17 protein-coding genes are annotated in these 16,529 nt (G+C 67.9%); 7 read left to right on the plus strand and 10 right to left on the minus strand.

Features of this window, described 5'->3' with window-relative positions; genetic code table 11:
- Positions 1 to 141 precede the first annotated feature (141 nt).
- Positions 142 to 942 (plus strand): N-formylglutamate deformylase, encoded by an 801-nt coding sequence (gene hutG / locus KYX69_RS14710; RefSeq protein ID WP_300498550.1) that lies wholly within the window; start codon positions 142 to 144, stop codon positions 940 to 942.
- The gene (hutU, locus tag KYX69_RS14715; RefSeq protein WP_300498552.1) at positions 939 to 2,597 is read left to right on the plus strand and encodes a urocanate hydratase; all 1,659 of its coding nucleotides are present in this window, start codon (positions 939 to 941) and stop codon (positions 2,595 to 2,597) included. The genes hutG and hutU overlap by 4 nt, the downstream gene beginning before the upstream one ends.
- 48 nt (positions 2,598 to 2,645) lie before the next feature.
- Here hutU and KYX69_RS14720 read toward each other — a convergent pair whose 3' ends face one another.
- From KYX69_RS14720 to gspL, 10 genes are all read right to left on the minus strand, one after another.
- The gene (locus KYX69_RS14720; protein ID WP_300498554.1) at positions 2,646 to 3,017 is read right to left on the minus strand and encodes a MerC domain-containing protein; all 372 of its coding nucleotides are present in this window, start codon (positions 3,015 to 3,017) and stop codon (positions 2,646 to 2,648) included.
- A 216-nt stretch (positions 3,018 to 3,233) separates the two neighbouring features.
- Positions 3,234 to 4,109, minus strand: coding sequence for a general secretion pathway protein GspK (locus KYX69_RS14725; protein ID WP_300498556.1), 876 nt, complete (start codon positions 4,107 to 4,109; stop codon positions 3,234 to 3,236).
- Positions 4,106 to 4,723, minus strand: coding sequence for a type II secretion system protein GspJ (locus KYX69_RS14730; RefSeq protein WP_300498558.1), 618 nt, complete (start codon positions 4,721 to 4,723; stop codon positions 4,106 to 4,108). The genes KYX69_RS14725 and KYX69_RS14730 overlap by 4 nt, the downstream gene beginning before the upstream one ends.
- Complete coding sequence (locus KYX69_RS14735; RefSeq protein ID WP_300498559.1) at positions 4,720 to 5,772, minus strand: penicillin-binding protein activator; 1,053 nt, start codon at positions 5,770 to 5,772, stop codon at positions 4,720 to 4,722. Before KYX69_RS14735 ends, KYX69_RS14730 begins: the two co-directional genes overlap by 4 nt.
- A 64-nt stretch (positions 5,773 to 5,836) precedes the next feature.
- Complete coding sequence (locus KYX69_RS14740; protein WP_300498560.1) at positions 5,837 to 6,211, minus strand: hypothetical protein; 375 nt, start codon at positions 6,209 to 6,211, stop codon at positions 5,837 to 5,839.
- Entirely contained in the window at positions 6,138 to 7,862 is a 1,725-nt protein-coding gene (locus tag KYX69_RS14745; RefSeq protein ID WP_300498561.1) for a radical SAM protein, read from the minus strand. Before KYX69_RS14745 ends, KYX69_RS14740 begins: the two co-directional genes overlap by 74 nt.
- A gap of 84 nt (positions 7,863 to 7,946) precedes the next feature.
- Entirely contained in the window at positions 7,947 to 9,170 is a 1,224-nt protein-coding gene (locus KYX69_RS14750; protein ID WP_300498562.1) for a type II secretion system F family protein, read from the minus strand.
- A complete protein-coding gene (gene gspE, locus KYX69_RS14755; protein WP_300498666.1) occupies positions 9,170 to 10,630 on the minus strand; it encodes a type II secretion system ATPase GspE in 1,461 nt (486 codons plus the stop codon). The genes KYX69_RS14750 and gspE overlap by 1 nt, the downstream gene beginning before the upstream one ends.
- Positions 10,631 to 10,641: 11 nt before the next feature.
- A complete protein-coding gene (gspM, locus tag KYX69_RS14760; RefSeq protein WP_300498564.1) occupies positions 10,642 to 11,139 on the minus strand; it encodes a type II secretion system protein GspM in 498 nt (165 codons plus the stop codon).
- Positions 11,136 to 12,275: a type II secretion system protein GspL gene (gene gspL, locus KYX69_RS14765; protein ID WP_300498565.1), complete on the minus strand. Its 1,140-nt coding sequence runs from the start codon at positions 12,273 to 12,275 to the stop codon at positions 11,136 to 11,138. The genes gspM and gspL overlap by 4 nt, the downstream gene beginning before the upstream one ends.
- A 9-nt stretch (positions 12,276 to 12,284) precedes the next feature.
- On the opposite strand from gspL, the gene gspG reads away from it, so the two are divergent.
- The 5 genes from gspG to gspD are packed head-to-tail and all read left to right on the plus strand — an operon-like array spanning position 12,285 to position 16,455.
- Entirely contained in the window at positions 12,285 to 12,797 is a 513-nt protein-coding gene (gspG, locus tag KYX69_RS14770) for a type II secretion system major pseudopilin GspG (RefSeq protein ID WP_300498566.1), read from the plus strand.
- Positions 12,798 to 12,802: 5 nt separating this feature from the next.
- Positions 12,803 to 13,270 carry a prepilin-type N-terminal cleavage/methylation domain-containing protein gene (locus KYX69_RS14775; RefSeq protein WP_300498567.1) on the plus strand — a complete coding sequence of 156 codons (468 nt, stop codon included), beginning with the start codon at positions 12,803 to 12,805 and terminating at the stop codon, positions 13,268 to 13,270.
- Complete coding sequence (gspI, locus tag KYX69_RS14780) at positions 13,267 to 13,623, plus strand: type II secretion system minor pseudopilin GspI (RefSeq protein WP_300498568.1); 357 nt, start codon at positions 13,267 to 13,269, stop codon at positions 13,621 to 13,623. The genes KYX69_RS14775 and gspI overlap by 4 nt, the downstream gene beginning before the upstream one ends.
- On the plus strand, positions 13,620 to 14,393 hold the full coding sequence (locus tag KYX69_RS14785; protein ID WP_300498569.1) for a type II secretion system protein N: 774 nt from the start codon (positions 13,620 to 13,622) through the stop codon (positions 14,391 to 14,393). Before gspI ends, KYX69_RS14785 begins: the two co-directional genes overlap by 4 nt.
- A gap of 19 nt (positions 14,394 to 14,412) precedes the next feature.
- Positions 14,413 to 16,455: a type II secretion system secretin GspD gene (gene gspD, locus KYX69_RS14790; protein ID WP_300498571.1), complete on the plus strand. Its 2,043-nt coding sequence runs from the start codon at positions 14,413 to 14,415 to the stop codon at positions 16,453 to 16,455.
- Positions 16,456 to 16,529: the final 74 nt, after the last annotated feature.

Here is a 16,529-nt window from a genome sequence, read left to right on the forward strand (position 1 = left end):
CGTTTCCATCGACAGGTCTAATCCGGCATAGTGCTTCATGGCTGCTTCCTTCCTTCAGGCTTCGAGAACCAGAAGTGTGCGCCGCTCAGCCGGCCCGAGGAAGCAGCCACAAATTACACGATGACTGCAGGGGATCGCGGCATGATCGTCACCGCCCGCAACGACGGCCCGCTGATCGTCAGCATCCCCCATGCCGGCCTCGAAATCCCCGCCGACATCGCGCCGTCGCTCGTGTCGCTCAACCGCGCGCGATACGATGCCGACCTCTATATTGACCTGCTCTACGCCTTCGCGTTTCAGCTCGGCGCGACGATCGTCCGCACCACGACCAGCCGCACGGTAATCGACGTCAACCGCGACCCCAGCGGCGCGACGCTCTACCCCGGTCAGTTCACCACCGGCCTGTGCCCGACCGAAACCTTCGACGGCGACCCGCTCTACCACCCCGGCAAAGAACCCGACGCAGACGAAATCGCCCGCCGCCGCGCCGCCTATTTCGACCCCTATCACGCCGACCTGCAGACTGAGATTGACCGCCTCCGCGCGCTCCATCCCGCCATCGTCCTCTACGAAGCCCATTCGATCCGCAGTGTGGTGCCCAAGCTGTTCGACGGCCGCCTGCCCGAATTTAACATCGGCACCAACAGCGGCCAATCCTGCGCCCCCGAACTCGCGCACGCCATCGCCACGATCTGCGCCGACCAGCAGCGCAGCCATGTCATCGACGGCCGCTTCAAGGGCGGCTGGACCACGCGTCACTATGGCCAGCCCGACACCGGCGTCCATGCGATCCAGATGGAACTGGCGATGCGCACCTATGTCACCGAGGTGCCCGCCGCCAATTGGCCCCCGCGCTGGGACGGCATCCACGCCGCGCAGGCGCACGCCACGCTCCGCCCGATCCTCACCGCCGCCATCGACTTCGCGAAAGCTCAAGCATGACCACCCGCACCGACAATAGCCGCCGCATCAAGGCGCCGACCGGCACCACCCTCTCCGCCAAGAACTGGCAGGCGGAAGCGGCGTTGCGGATGCTGATGAACAATCTCGACCCCGACGTCGCCGAAGCGCCCGAGAGCCTGGTCGTCTATGGCGGCATCGGCCGCGCCGCGCGCAACTGGGAAGCCTATGACAAGATCGTCGAGACGCTCCGCCGCCTTGACGCCGATGAGACGCTACTGGTCCAATCGGGCAAGCCGGTCGGCGTCTTCCGCACGCACGAGAACGCCCCGCGCGTGCTGATCGCCAACTCCAACCTCGTCCCCCATTGGGCGACCTGGGAGCATTTCCACGAACTCGACCGCAAGGGGCTGGCAATGTACGGGCAGATGACCGCCGGGTCGTGGATCTATATCGGCACGCAGGGCATCGTTCAGGGCACCTACGAGACGTTCGTCGAGGCCGGGCGCCAGCATTATGGCGGCGACCTGTCGGGCCGCTGGATCCTCACCGCCGGGCTCGGCGGCATGGGCGGCGCACAGCCGCTCGCCGCGACCATGGCGGGCGCATCCTGCCTCGCGATCGAATGCCAGCCGAGCCGGATCGAGATGCGCCTTCGCACCCGCTACCTCGATCGCGCTGCGAACAGCATCGATGAAGCACTTGAAATCATTCGAACGTCCGACAAACCCGTCTCGGTCGGCCTGCTCGGCAACGCTGCCGAAATCCTGCCCGAACTGGTCCGGCGCGGCATCCGCCCCGACATGGTCACCGACCAGACCAGCGCGCATGATCCGATCAACGGCTATCTCCCCGCTGGCTGGACGCTCGACCAATGGTTCGCCAAGCGCGAAACCGCCCCGCATGAGGTCGAAGCCGCCGCCCGCGCCTCAATGGCCACCCATGTCCGCGCGATGCTCGCCTTCGAGGAGATGGGCGTCCCCACCTTCGATTATGGCAACAACATCCGTCAGGTCGCGAAGGACGCCGGGGTCGCCGACGCCTTCGCCTTCCCCGGCTTCGTCCCCGCCTATATCCGCCCGCTGTTCTGCCGCGGCGTCGGCCCGTTCCGCTGGGCCGCGCTGTCGGGCAACCCGGAGGATATCTGGAAGACCGACGCCAAGGTGAAGGAGCTGCTTCCGGGCAACCACCACCTCCACCACTGGCTCGACATGGCAAAGGAGCGGATCGCATTCCAGGGCCTGCCCGCGCGCATCTGCTGGGTCGGCCTGGGCGACCGTCACCGCCTCGCGCTCGCCTTCAACGAGATGGTCGCATCGGGCGAACTCGAAGCCCCCATCGTCATCGGCCGCGACCATCTCGACAGCGGTTCGGTCGCCAGCCCGAACCGCGAAACCGAGGCGATGATGGACGGCAGCGACGCCGTGTCCGACTGGCCCTTGCTCAACGCCCTGCTTAACACCGCCAGCGGCGCAACCTGGGTCTCGCTTCACCATGGCGGCGGCGTCGGCATGGGCTATTCGCAGCACAGCGGCATGGTCATCGTCGCCGACGGCACGCGCGAAGCTGCCAAGCGCCTGGAACGCGTCCTGTGGAACGACCCGGCAACCGGGGTGATGCGCCACGCCGACGCAGGCTATGAAATCGCCAAGACCTGCGCGGGCGAAATGGGCCTCGACCTGCCAGCAATCCTCTAACCCCCTCGTCGCCCCGGGCTTGACCCGGGGCCGGGCTCCTTCGCGACGCTAAGCCACCCGCCCCCGCCAGTTCGCCACATGCGCCCCGGCGAGCAACAAACTCCCCGCCACCGTCACACCCGTCTCGACCGCGACCCACTCTTCGAACGCCAGCCCGGCGGCCAGCAACATCAGTCCGAAAGCGCCCACGAACAACGGCGTCAGCCCGCGATGCCGCCGCCATCCCTCGCCCAGCGCAACCGCGCTGACCGGCAGCGCGAACGCCAGCACGCCAAGGTGAAACCCCTCGCCCAGATCCAGCCGCGCAGCCAACGCGGGCAATGCGGCGATCACGATCGGCAGCGCCAGACAGTGGATCAGGCACAGCGCCGAAGCCCCCACCGCCAGTCCATCGAACCAACTCACCAACCGCGCCCGCATCGCCTGCTCCTCTACACGGCCAGGCAAGTGATACTTCATATCATCGATTGCAAGGGGCGGCTCCAATCCCCCTTGCAATGTTGGATTTCAAATGTTCCACTGGGACTTGGAGGCAGTACGTGCCTCGCTCTTTGAACCCGTTGGCCCGCCTGTGCACGCCCCCAACACGGACGCCCGCGCACCACGCCGATAGTGTAAAGCCAGTGTAAACTTCCGTCAGCCGCCAGCCAACGCCGGCGCCTCGGGCGGCAACGCGGCGTTGCGCCAGCGCGCCACCGGCACTGTCGTGACCGCGCCCTCCGCCGCCCGCCGCCGCTGGATCAGCGTCGCCCCCTGCTGCACCGTGTCGCCGATCTTCGCGCGCACCCGCACCCAATAGGTGTTGGAACTGAACGCCGTCCCTGGCGGCTGGCTGACCTTCAGGTCCGACAGGTCGCGCAGCGTGATCTGCCCATTGCGCTTGCGGATCGCGACGATGCGCTCGGCCGCAACCGGATCGCCGATCAGGAACGCCAGCAGCTCCTGATCCGCCGCATTCAGGTTGATCGTCGTCTTGCCGGGCAGCGCGGTCACCATCCGCTCCAGCCGCGCAATCGCCGCCGGGTCCGCACCGGGGATCAACCGGATCGGCCGTACATCGCTCACCGGCCCTTGCGTGCGGATATAGGCAATCGCCTCCACCGTCTGCTGCTCGTCCAGCCCGGCGATCCGCGCGAGCTTCTGGAACAGGATCACCGGCACCGCGTCACCACTGCGCAGCATGTTGACGTTGAACCGCCCCTCGGCATCGCTCACCGCCAGATCGAACGTGCCCCCGTCGATCGCTGCGCCATTGGCGCCGATCGACGCCCAGTCTTCGCCCGCATGGTCCACCTGCGGCGCGGCCAGCGCATCGCGCTGCAGCGCCGCAATCGCCGACAGCTCGCCCCCGCGCACGATCGCCGCCGCCCGCGCCGCCTCCCGGCTGCGCAGCGCGCGGTCGAGCGCCAGTTCCTCGCGCCCGATCATCAGCAGCACCAGCCCGCTGGCGATGGCGACGAACATCAGCACATTGACCAGGATCATGCCCTGCTCGTCATCCCGCCGGGTCATTGAGCGTCATCCTGCGGCCGAACCGGCAGCGCGACCACGCGCCGCAGCGTCCCCTGCGGCCCGCGCTCGCCCGCCAGCTGCATCTCGACCTGCACCGCGCGCGGCCAGTCGTCCTTGCGATTCTCATTTGGTGGCCAGCGGTCGATCCACTTTTGCCCGTCGAGAAAACGCCAGCGCACCCCGCTCACCCCGGTCAGCAACAGCTGCGGCTGCGGCGCCGCCCGCACCAATGCGCCCCCCGTCGCAGCGTAGCGCAACGGCACCGGCGGCCCGCCCATGCCAGCGGCGACACGCGTAAAGGCGACATTGCTCCCCCCACCGCTCACCGCGCCGCGCGTGATCTGGTCCAAGTCGCTCTGCAGCACGAACATCGTCCGCTGGATCGCCGCCGTCCGATCGAGCCGCCCTTCGGTCCGCTCCTGCGTCGTCATCACACTGTTGAGCAACGTCAGCCCCGCGACCGCGATCAACGCGAAGAGCCCCAGCGAAATGATCAGTTCGAGCAGCGTGAACCCCTCGTCGCCCCGGCGCAGGCCGGGGCCGCCCAACTGGTCGTGCAGCGATGCCTCTAGCGCCCCCGGCCTCCGCCGGGGCGACGGCATTGGCGCGTTCACGCCCCCAGGCTCACCGCCACCGGCTCATAGCCCTGTGCACCCGCGACCAAGATCGCCAGCTCGCGCGCGACGCTGCCATCGCTGCGAAACCGCGCATTGCCGGTGACGCAGGTGTAGTTCGTCTCCGCCAGCAGCGCCGCCTCGTCCAGCGCCCCCTTGTCGCGCAACGTCTTGACCACCCCGCCCGCGTCATAGGCCAGCGCAGCCAGTGCCCCCGGCGTGCCGCCATGGCGCGATCGAAACTCGCCCGCGAACCGTCCAAACGCCGCGGGGTCGGGGCTGGCGATCCACGCACCGTCCAGAGTCTCCAACGCCGCTGGCCGGTGATCGAGCGCCTGCACTGTCCCGAGCAATTGCACCCCGGAGCCCTTCAGGTTGCGCGCCGCCGCCAGCACCGTCTCGCTGCTGCCCGGCAACAGCACCGCGTCAGGCGCATCCCCGGCCGCGGGCAACGGCTGCCCCTCGACCACGGTCAGCGACCGGACATCCAGTCCGACCTCGCCCTGCATCTTGCCCGCCGCCAGTGCCGCCGCGACGCTCCACGGCGACCCGTCATCGACCACCACCACGCTGCGCACCCCGCGCGATCGGGCATAGCGCAGCACCGCGCTGGTCACCTGTGCCGGGGTAATGCCGAACACAAAACTGCCCGGCCCGCGCGCGACCGCGTTGTTGGTAAAGGCAATAACCGGCACCCGCCGCGCCACCTCTGCGGTCACAGCGTTCAGCTCTTCGGCGGTCACCGGCCCCAGCATCATCGCCGCCTTGGCCTTCAGCGCATTGCGCGCCGCCAGCGCCGCGCCTTCGGGCGTCCCGCCGGTATCATAAGCCGTGATTTCCGGCCCAGAATCAGCGAGCAACACTGCCTGCCGCATGCTAAGGCCCAGCGCGGCGCGCGGCCCCGAAAGCGGCAGCAGCAACGCCACCGGCCGCTTGTCACGCTTGACCTTGTCGGCCGCGAAGACAGAGGGACCAGCGACCAATGCCGACGGCAATACCAGCCCCGATCCCAGAGCGGTCAGTAGCGCACGGCGGCGAATCGGCAGCATTGTCACGGGCATCCTGGTCGGCTCGGCGGCGTCTTACCGTCTTCGTCGTGCTGGGCATAGCGGCTTATGCCCTCTCCATGGTCGCAACGATGCCCGCCAGCGTCGTGGTCAAGAACCGCCCATGGCGAACCGGTGTCGCCGGAACCGTGTGGAATGGCGAAGTCGGCGTCGCCGGCGGCAGCAAGTTCGAATGGCATTGGGCGCCGCTCCGCTCGCTTACCAGCCTAGGCTTCGCGGCGGACTGGACCGCGACCGGCCCCGACACCGACATGGGCGGTCGCGCGCTGGCCGGGTTCAGCAGCACCGTGCTCGACAAAGTCAGCGGCAGCGCGCACTCGACGATGCTCCAGGCGCTCCAGCCCAACCTACCCTTCACCTGCGACATGGTGATGCAGCTGGAGTTCGACCGGATCGCGATCGGCGGGTCCAGCCAGGCCATCGACGGCCGCCTGACCACCGACGCCGGCACCTGCACCCCCAAGGGCGGGGGCGCGAGCGTCCCGGTCCCCCCGCTGCTGCTGGTCTCCGAAAAGATCGGCACCACCACCCAGATCCGCCTCACCCCCCGCACCCAGCAGCGCCAGATCCTGATGACCGCGACGCTCAGCGAGAATGGCCAGCTGACGATCCGCATGACCCCCGAGGGTGCGCGCATCCTGCCCTTCGCCGGCCTGCCCGCCGGCGCGAGCATCGCGGGGGAGCTGTAAATTGGGTGGGCGCGCGCCGCGTTCCGTGACCTTGCTCAGAACAGCTTCCAGCATGGGGGTCATCATTGCCAGTCGGCGTGATTTGATCACCAGATCCCAAAGCGGTTCGAACTTCTTCCAACCGGCGGAATAGAAGAAGTGCTTGGTACGGTGCTTTGCGGCATCGTGCGACAGAGCGCCGCGCGCGATGTTCGACCAGCTATAGAAGTCCCGATACGCCCGGTCATAACCTGATTTGAGCTGCGCCGGGGTTAGTTTGCGCGGCTCAAATACAACATGTCGCGTGTCGTACCGGTCCCAATCATGGCTCGTGATCCGTCCCTCGCTGGCGAGTTGCTGATATAGCCGCGTCCCGGGATAGGGTGTCTGAATGTGGAACGTGGCGGTCGTCACGCCGTGCCTCACCGCCCAGTCCACCGTGCGGTCGAACACGTGCTCGTCGTCGTCATCCATACCGAACACGAACGACCCGTTGATCATCACGCCCAGATCGCTCAACCGGCGCGTCACCTCGGCATAATCGCGCGCCAGGTTCTGCTTCTTGTTGCTGGCCGCCAGGTTGTTTGGGCTGAACGTTTCGAACCCGACGAACAGGCTGCGAAGCCCGGCCTCCGCCGCGCGCTCGATGAGGTCGCCCCGCAGCACACTATCGACCGTCGCCGCGCCTTGAAACAAGCGCCCCATCCCCCGCATTCCATCGAACAGTGCGGCGGCGAAGCGCCGGTCGCCGAGCAAATGATCGTCGAGGAAATAGAGATGTCGACCCGGCAAGCGCTCAATCTCAGCCAGCGCCTCATCGACCCGCTGAGCATAGAAGGAACGTCCGCCGGCGAAAAAGGCGTCTTTGTAGCAAAAATCGCAATGCTGCGGGCAACCGCGGGTTACCACGATCGAATTGGGCACCAGATAGCGGTTCCGCTTGATCAGGTCGCGTCGCACCGGTGGGATTCCGTGGATCGTCCGTCCGCCGGTCGAGCTGTAGCGGGCGCGCGGCTGGCCCGCGCGCAGGTCGCTCAGGAACTGCGGGAAGGTCTGCTCCCCGGGGCCGATGAAGATCGTGTCGGCATGCGCCGCCGCCTCATCGGGCAGCGACGTGACGTGCAGACCGCCCAGCGCGACATGAACGCCGCGTGCACGGTACAGATCGGCAAGCGCATAGGCGCGATACGCATTGGTGATGTAGACCTGAATCACGACCAGATCGGGCGCATCGTCAGTGCGCAGCGGCTCGACATGGTCGTCGATCAGCTCGACCTCGTCGTCCGGGTCCAGGAACGCCGCCAGCGTGGCGAGCCCGAGCGGGGGAAACAGCGAATATTTGATCGGTCGCCAGAACGGACTCTTCGCCTCAGTCAAAGCGGGCAGGATCATCTTCACCTTCATCGCAAACTCCTGTGTCAGAGCGCGATGCCTGTCAGCCCGTCTGCGGACCGTCATGAGCGGAAGATGAGGCTTTACTGACGTTCCCTACAACGTCACCAGATCATTCAGGTTGATGATCGGCAGCAGGATCGCCAGCACCATCATCAGCACCATCCCGCCCATCAACAGCAACACCATCGGCTCGACCAGCGCGACCAGCGCGCTCGTCACCGCATCCAGCTCGCGGTCCAGTTCATCGGCGGCGCGCGACAGCGCCGGGCCAAGCTTCCCCGACGCCTCGCCCGACGCGACGATAGCAGTCAGCATCAGCGGGAATACCCCCGCCTCCGCCATCGCCGCGCGCAGGCTGATGCCTTCGCGCACCCGCGCCGCGACGTGCATCGCCCGCGCGCGCACCCACAGGTTCGGCGTCACCGCAGCCGCCGCATGCAGCGCATCGACCAAAGGCACCGCGCTCTCGACTAGCGTCGCGAGGCTTCCCGCAAAGCGCGCGGCATTATGCTGGCGGGAGAAGCGCTTGAACGGCCAGCGCTCGGTAAAGCCGCGATGCACCTTCAGCTTGTTCGCCGGGATCACCGCCCAGCGATTGAACACGAAATACGCCGCCAACCCCGCAATCAGCAAATACAGCCCCCAGGCCTGCAAAAACCCCGACACCGCGATCAGGATGCGCGTCAGCAGCGGCAGATCGGTCCCGCGCGACACGAACACATTGACGATGTCGGGGATGACATAGACCAGCAGCAGCACGATGACGCCCAGCGACACCGTCGCCAGCAACCCCGGATAGAGCAGCGCGAGCTGCAGTTTCTGCGCATTGGCCTGCCGGTTCTCGACGAAATGGGCGAGGTGGCCGAGCACATCGGTGAGTTTCCCCGACGCCTCCCCCGCCGCAACCGATGCGCGGTAGAATTCGGGAAAGGTCTTGGGATGCGTCGCCAGCGCGCTGGCAAAGCTGCGCCCGTCGAGGATCGCGCCGCGCACCTCCATCAGTATGCCCGATACGCGCTGCGTCTCCGACTGGTTTGCCGCGAGCCGCAACGCCTCCTCGACCGGGATGTCCGAACCGACCAGCGTCGAAATCTGCCGCGTCGCCGTCGCCAGTTCGCGCGCGCTCATCCCCGATCGGCCCAGCCTGGGCAGCTGGATGCTCCCCACGGATCGCCGCTCCCCCGCCGCCTCGACCGCCAGCGGCAACAGCCCCTGATCGCGCAGCATCGCCCGCGCGGCGGCGGCGCTGGAGGCCTCGACGACACCCTTTTTCTGCGCCCCGGACGGGTCAGCTGCGCGATAGGCAAAGGCCGCCACTAGCCCTCGTCCCTCACCACCCGCGCGACTTCCTCGACCGTCGTCACGCCAGCGCGCACCTTGTCCACGCCATCGTCGAGCAACGACGGGTTCTCGCGCCGCGCATGCGCCTCGATCTCGGCCTCCGACGCCCCGTCATGGATCATCGCCTGGAACGCGTCATCGATCGCGACGACCTCATACAGGCCGGCCCGCCCGCGATAGCCATCGCCATGGCAGTCCTCGCACCCGACCGCGCGCCACACCGCGTCCCCGGCCTTAAGCCCGCCACCAAGCAGCGTCGCATCGGCATCGCTCGCCACATCCTGCGTCCGGCAACTCGGGCACAGCCGCCGCACGAGCCGCTGCGCCGCCACACCGACCAGCATCGGCGCGAGCAGATAACGCTCGACCCCCATGTCGATCAGCCGCGTCACCGATCCGACTGCGCTGTTGGTGTGCAGCGTCGACAGCACGAAATGCCCGGTCATCGCCGATCGCACCGCGACCTCCGCCGTCTCCTGATCACGGATTTCGCCGACCATGATGACGTCCGGATCCTGCCGCAAAATTGCGCGCAGCCCACGCGCGAACGTCATGCCGGTACGCGCATTCACCTGCGTCTGCGCCACCCCGGCCAGTTCATATTCGATGGGATCTTCCACCGTCATGATGTTGCGCTTGCGATCGTTCAGCCGGTGCAGCGCGGCATAGAGGCTGGTCGTCTTGCCCGAACCCGTAGGCCCGGTGACCAGCAACATCCCGTGCGGTCGCTCAAGCAGCCGAGCGAACACATCGCGGTCACGCTGGCTCATCCCCAGCGCCTCCATGTCGAGGCTGAGCGAGCCCTTTTCCAGCAAGCGCATCACCACCCGCTCGCCATGCTGGGTCGGGATGGTCGATACGCGGGCATCGACGTCATGGCCGCCAATCCGCAACGTCACGCGCCCATCCTGCGGCACGCGCTTCTCGGCAATGTCGAGCTTCGCCATCACCTTGATCCGGCTGACCAGCAGCGGCGCGAGTTCGCGGCGCGGTTCCAGCTTGTCGCGCAGCACGCCGTCGATACGGAAGCGGACGACGACGCGCTTCTCCTGCGTCTCGACATGCACGTCCGACGCGCCTTCCTTCACCGCTTCGAGCAGCAGCGCGTTGATCAGGCGGATGACCGGCGAATCGTCGCGTGAGTCGAGCAGGTCGTCGACGGCCGCCGCACTGTCGGCCAGCGCGGCCAGGTCCATCCCGCCCAGGTCAAACTCCGCCGCCGCCCCGGCGCTGCCCGAATAGCTCGCTGCCAGCGCTTGATCGAACTCCGCTGCGGCAACCGCGACGAACTGCGCGCCGGGCGCGACGCGCTGCACTTCCAGTAGCGCGTCGAGCGCCGCATCGGGCCGGTGCACGCACTCAACCCCGCCCGCGCCGATCCGCAGCACGACGCCATGGTTGCGCGCATAGCTATACGGCAGGCTCGGCAAATCCATCGTCACCGCATTCACTGGCCGAACTCCACGCTCGCGCTCACCCGACCCGGCGCGCTCCCCTTGATCAGCTCCACCCGGCGCGCGCGCAGCACCGTCGTGCGCTCGACCGCAGCAATCCAGCCGATCACGGCTTCATAGCTCGCCTCAGCGACCTGCCCGGTCGCGCCAGCGCCGCCGGGGGCCAACGTCACGCTCAGCCCTGCTGCGCTCGCCGCCGCCTGCGCTGCCTCGACTGGCGGCCCGTCGCTCAGCTTTGGCTGGGTGCCCGGTGCGACCAGCGTTCCCGCCGCGCGCACCCGCGCCGCGAGCGTCTCATGGCTCCGAATATCGGCGATCGCATCGGCCCGCGCACCTTGCAGCGGCTTCACAATGCCAAACACCAGCACCAGTCCGCCCAGGATCACCCCGAGCGCGCCCACCAACACCCGCTCTCGCGGGCTCAGCCCACTCCACCACAGCTGGAACCGCAGCACCGCCGCGTCGATGGTCGGTGAACGTTCGATCTTCATACCGTCACCGTCACGCGAATGGCGCCATCCGCCCCTGCCCCAATTTGCGCCGGGACCGCAGCCGCACGGAATGCGGCCCGGACCCGGTCAGGCAAATCGGGCGGCCCGGGATCGAGTTCGAGCACCAGCGCATTGCCCTCAAAGCGCATCGCCCGCGCGGTCACCACGCTCGACAGCGGCGCCAGCGCGCGCGACGCTGCCGTCACCGCTGGAACGAACCGGCCCGGCGGCGGACCCGATACCGGCAGCATCCCGACCACCGCCGCCTCCAGATCCCCCGACAGATTCGCCCCCGGCGCTGCCTGCGCAACCGCCGACCGCACATCCTCGGCGCGGCGTTCGGCAATCACCCGCAGCATCACCACATCCGCAGCCGCGATCACGACATGCGCCGCGATTCCCGCTGCCGCGATCCAAGCCAGCCGGTTTTTCCAGCTGTTCCCGCCCGCACCGCGCTGGGCATAGACCCCTTGCCGCAGGTCGATCGCCGGGGTCGCCAGCCGCTCGGCCAGCCCGTCACCGCCACCGGTCCACGGCGTTTGCGGCAACTCGCCGATCGCAGTCTGTCCGATATTCCAGATGCGGGGCCGCCCTGCCCGTTCCCATGCCGGCACGACCAACGCGGCGGGCAGCGCAAATCCGGTCCCGTCGCCGCTGCGCACCAGCACCCGGCCGTCGCGCGCCTCGGCAACCCATTCTCCGGCCTCCGGCGTCGGCAGCGTCAGCGCGTCCGGCACCATCGCTGCATGCCCCAGCCCGCCCAGCTCGGCCGCCTCGACCCAGCTCGCCATCTGCGTGTGCCGCACGACCGCCACAAGATAGGTCCGTGGCGCGATCTCCGCCCCCAGCGCAATATGTACCGATTCGATCGGATCGGCGATCCGGTCCTCGATCGCAAAGGGCAGCGCCTCGATCCGCTTCGCGCGGTTCGCCAGCGGCAGCTCGACGCGGAGCAGCGACACCGATTCGCTCGGGACAAGGATGGTTGCAGGGCCATCAGGCTCGGCTATGATCGCCCGACCGCCCGCCAGCGTCCACACGCCGGTGACGCGGGGCTCCGGGACGCTCGAATTGACTTTGCCGGTCATGCTCTCGGGTGCTCCGGCTGTAACATGGCTTTCACGATGGGAACGCATGGGGCCGCGATGCGCATAGTTTTGAAACAGTTCGATGACACCGTGGCAGTCGATGCCGCGAAGAGCAAGCGTCCGGCGGTTCCGCACGGCGAAGCGGGCCTTACCCTGTTGGAGATGATCGTCGTCCTCGTCATCATCGCGATCGTCGCCGGGCTGGTGACGATGAACGTTGTCGGCCGCCCCGATCAGGCGCGGGTGACCACGACCAAGACTAACCTCGTCACCCTGTCCAGCGCGCTCACCACCTATCGCCTCGACAATGGCCAATATCCGACGACCGAGCAGGGGCTGAAGGCGCTGGTCGAAAAGCCGACCACCCCGCCGCTCCCCGCTGCATGGCCCGATGGCGGCTATGTGAAGTCCGCTCCGGTCGACGCCTGGGGCAATCCCTATACCTATGTCTCGACCGGCAGCAGCTTCGAGCTCAAATCGCTCGGCCGCGACGGCAAGCCCGGCGGCACCGATCTCGACGCCGACCTCGATTCGCGCGACGCGGCCCAGACGCCCGCCAAGGGCGGATAAGGCCCGTGCGGGGGGCGACCATCCGCAGCGGTGAGCGCGGCATGACGCTCATCGAAATGCTGATCGTGCTCGTCATCATCGGCGTCGCGGCGGGCGGAGTCGCGCTCGGCATCGGTTCGGCCACCCGCGCCCCCTCGGTCGAGACCGAGGCGCGTCGCCTCGCCTTGCGTCTGCAGGCTGCCGCCGACGATGCGATGATCGGCGACCGCATCATCGCCTTCACGGTTGAAAAAGACGGCTATGGCTTTGCCGCAGTCGGCCGCGACGGGTCGATGGCCCCGCTATCCGATGGCCTCGCCTTCCACCGCCTGCCCGGCGGCATTGCGGTCGAACTCGATGTAACCCCGCCCGTCATGATGGGCGTCGATGGCGCGGGTAAGCCACTCAATGCGACGATCAGCAATGGCGAGCAGGTCTGGGTCGTGCGCTATGACGGCATGACCGCCACCGCCAGCCGAGCCGAAGCCTCGTGAAGGACGAACACGGCTTCTCGCTGATCGAGGCGCTGGTCGCGCTCGCGGTGCTTGCCATCGCCACCGTCGGCCTGGTCCGCGCGGTCGAGAGCCATGTCGACTCGACCCGCGGCCTAGAACGCCGCGCCGCCGCGATGTGGGTGGCGGAAAACCGCCTCGCCGAACTTCAGCTCGCCGACCCCGCCGCCGCGCAGAAGCAGGTCGAACTGCTCGGTCAGCAATGGCAGGTCGATGTCGCCCGCACCCGCACCGAAGACCCCGCGATCGACAAGGTCCGCATCCAGGTGATTCCGGCGGGCGAACGTTCGCCGCTTGCATCGCTCGACGGCTTCGTGGAGGGCGCACGGACATGATCCGCTTCCCTGAACTTTCGCCGCGTCAGGCGCGCACGACGCTCGATCTGGTTGCGGGTGCCGTCATCGTCTCGGTCGCTATCGCGCTTGCGGGCCTCACCTGGCGCATCGCCGGCCATGCCAGCACCGGCGCGGTCACCATTCCCTCAGGGGCGCGCCCCGTCGCGGTCACCGCCGACATCACCCCTGCCCTCGCCTTCGCCCCGTTCGGCAAGGGCGCGGCGACCGACGCGAGCCAGGCGACCGCATTGCCGCTCAAGCTCAAGGGCGTGTTTGCCGCCAGCCCAGCCGCCCTCTCGGTCGCCTATATCGAGGTGAGCGGGGAGCCCGCGAAGCCCTTCCGCATCGGCGAAGCCCCCGGCGGCGGCACGATCGAGGGCATCCTGCGCGACCGCGTGATCCTGCGCGTCGCGGGCCGGATCGAGTATCTCGCCTTTCCCGATCCCGCACTGACCACGGAACAGCAGCAAAAGGTGGCTACGGCTCCACCGCCGCTACCTGCGGCTCCAGCGCCCACCGCGCCGCCCCCCAGCGCCGCCGCTGCGGCCCTTTCGGCGATGACCCCCGCCCCGGGCGGCGGGATGCAGGTCGGTGCCAACGCCCCGCCCGGGCTTCAAAGCGGCGACGTCATCACCTCGATCGGCGGCACCCCGCTCACCAGCCCTGCCAGCGCCGCGTCCGCCTTTGCCGCCGCGCAGGGCCGCGGCTCCGTCCAAGTCCAGATCACCCGCGATGGAAAGCCCGTGACGCTGACCATCCCGACCCGCTAGGTAAACGACCGTGCCGCACATGATCCGAAAGACCGCTCTCATCTTCGCGCTCGCCGCCATGACCGCTCAACCGGTGCTGGCCGCGCAGGCCGATAGCGCGGACATCGTCGTCAACATGCGCGGGGTCGAGATCGCCGATGTCGCCGACCAGATTTCGCGGCTCACCGGCCGCACCCTGATCCTCGACCCGGCGGTCAAGGGCAGCGTCACCGTCACCTCCGCCACCCCGCTGACCTCGTCCGGCGTGTGGGAGCTGTTCCTGTCGGTCCTGCGCGCCAATGGCTTTGCCGCAGTCCGCTCGGGCCGCGCGTGGCGGATCGTGCCCGCCAGCAATGCGGTGCGCGATGGCGGCGTGTCCTCGCGCTCGGCATCGGGGCAGGAGTTGGTGACGCGAATGATCCGCCTCTCCAACGTGCCCAGTGCCGAGGCCGCCCGCGTCGTCCGCCCGCTGGTCGCGAGCTTCGGCAGCGTCGAACCGCTCGCCCAGCCCAACGCCGTGGTCGTCACAGACTATGCCGACAATGTCCGCCGCGTCGAGGCGATCCTGCGCTCGCTCGACGGCAATGGCAGCGGCATGACCTTCGCCACCATCACGCTGCGCAACGGCAGCGCGCCGGAAGTGGCGCAGGCGCTTCAGACCGTCCTCGGCGATGCGGCGTCCGGCGGCGCGCGCGTCGCGGCTGATGCGCGTAGCAACACCATCATCGTGCGCGGATCGCCTGCTGCCGTCGCCGATGCCCGCCGCATGGCCGCCTCGCTCGATGCCCCCGGCGGCGCGACGCCGATGACCCGCGTCTTCCGCCTGAACTATGCCGACGCCGAATCGGTGACGGAGGTGCTGCGCGGCATCCTGGGTCAGGAAGCGACCACCACCAACCCGGTCGCGCGCAGCCTGTCTGGGTCGCGCAGCAGCCCGCGCAGCCCGACCGGTGTACTGGGCGGCCTCATCGCGTCGGGCGGCACCAGCCCGGCCCAAACCGCGGCCGCTGCAGCGAGCGCCGCTGCGACTGCGCAACAGGCGCAGCTTGGCCAGCAGCAGGAGGCGACGCCGCAAGGCTTCTCGACCCCCGAAATCGCCGTCCAGCCCTCGCCGGACATCAACGCCGTCGTGGTACGCGGCACGCCCAGCGCGATCGCCGCGATCGAAGGGCTGATCACCGATCTCGACGTCCGCCGCCCGCAGGTGTTGATCGAGGCTGCAATCGCCGAAATCACCGGCGAAGAAGCCGAAGCGCTTGCCGTCCAGCTCGGCACCAGCGGCGCGACGCTCAGCCAGGTCGAGGGTGCAGCAACCTCCTTCTCCACTGCAGGCCCCTCGCTCGGCGCAATTCTCGACGCGCTGGACGTGCCGATCGCCGGCGCGCTCGGTCCGGGCCTGACCGCGAACCTCGCGATCGGGGACAATTTCTCGATCCTCGTCCAGGCGCTCGGGACCTCGTCCAAGTCCAACCTGCTGTCGACGCCGCAGATCACCACGCTCGACAACAAGGTCGGCGAGTTCATCGTGGCGCAGGAAGTGCCGTTCGTGACCGGATCGATCCTGACCGATTCCAGCACGGTGAACCCCTATACCACGATCGAGCGCAAGGACGTCGGCATCACGCTGAAAGTGCTGCCCCGCATCAACGCCGGCGACACCATCCGGCTGGAGGTGGTGCAGGAGGCATCGTCGATCGCCGCGACCCAGCTCACGCAGGCGACGGACCTCATCACCAATCGTCGCGCGATCAACACCACCGTGCTCGCCGACAACGGCCAGACGATCGTGCTCGGTGGTCTGACCTCCGACGATTATGGCCAGGTCAAGAGTCAGGTGCCGATCCTGGGCGACATTCCGATTATCGGTGAGCTGTTCAAGAGCCGCCGCGAGAGCCGCCAGAAGCGGACGCTGTTCATCTTCCTCAAGCCGACGATCCTGCGCAATGGTGACGATGCGGCGGCGATCGCCAAGGCCAAATATGCCCGGCTTCGCGCTGAGGAGCTCGACCTTAATTCGCCAAGCAACCTGCTGCTCAAGCCGCTGCAGCCGCGCCTGACGCTGGAGATCGACGGAATCTACTGATCGCGCGGCGACGGCCAACATCTGTCAGATTTCGTTAGTTGCAGGATGTGCTTGTAAAGTCATGAACTATCCGC

Source organism: Sphingomonas sp. (genome assembly GCF_030145815.1).
In the GTDB taxonomy this organism is placed as follows: domain Bacteria; phylum Pseudomonadota; class Alphaproteobacteria; order Sphingomonadales; family Sphingomonadaceae; genus Sphingomonas.

Bases quoted from the DNA above. Each gene is read 5' to 3' on its own strand.
- gspE (WP_300498666.1), bottom strand. From the start codon at position 10,630: ATGGATTTGCCGAGCCTGCCGTATAGCTATGCGCGCAACCATGGCGTC.
- KYX69_RS14740 (WP_300498560.1), bottom strand. From the start codon at position 6,211: ATGGCCTGGCTGGACCCGCCGATCGCGATCCGGTCGAACTCCAGCTGC.
- hutG (WP_300498550.1), top strand. From the start codon at position 142: ATGATCGTCACCGCCCGCAACGACGGCCCGCTGATCGTCAGCATCCCC.
- hutU (WP_300498552.1), top strand. From the start codon at position 939: ATGACCACCCGCACCGACAATAGCCGCCGCATCAAGGCGCCGACCGGC.
- gspL (WP_300498565.1), bottom strand. From the start codon at position 12,275: ATGCGTTCCCATCGTGAAAGCCATGTTACAGCCGGAGCACCCGAGAGC.
- KYX69_RS14745 (WP_300498561.1), bottom strand. From the start codon at position 7,862: ATGAAGGTGAAGATGATCCTGCCCGCTTTGACTGAGGCGAAGAGTCCG.
- gspM (WP_300498564.1), bottom strand. From the start codon at position 11,139: ATGAAGATCGAACGTTCACCGACCATCGACGCGGCGGTGCTGCGGTTC.
- gspG (WP_300498566.1), top strand. From the start codon at position 12,285: ATGCGCATAGTTTTGAAACAGTTCGATGACACCGTGGCAGTCGATGCC.
- gspD (WP_300498571.1), top strand. From the start codon at position 14,413: ATGATCCGAAAGACCGCTCTCATCTTCGCGCTCGCCGCCATGACCGCT.
- KYX69_RS14725 (WP_300498556.1), bottom strand. From the start codon at position 4,109: ATGACCCGGCGGGATGACGAGCAGGGCATGATCCTGGTCAATGTGCTG.
- KYX69_RS14735 (WP_300498559.1), bottom strand. From the start codon at position 5,772: ATGCTGCCGATTCGCCGCCGTGCGCTACTGACCGCTCTGGGATCGGGG.
- KYX69_RS14785 (WP_300498569.1), top strand. From the start codon at position 13,620: ATGATCCGCTTCCCTGAACTTTCGCCGCGTCAGGCGCGCACGACGCTC.
- KYX69_RS14720 (WP_300498554.1), bottom strand. From the start codon at position 3,017: ATGCGGGCGCGGTTGGTGAGTTGGTTCGATGGACTGGCGGTGGGGGCT.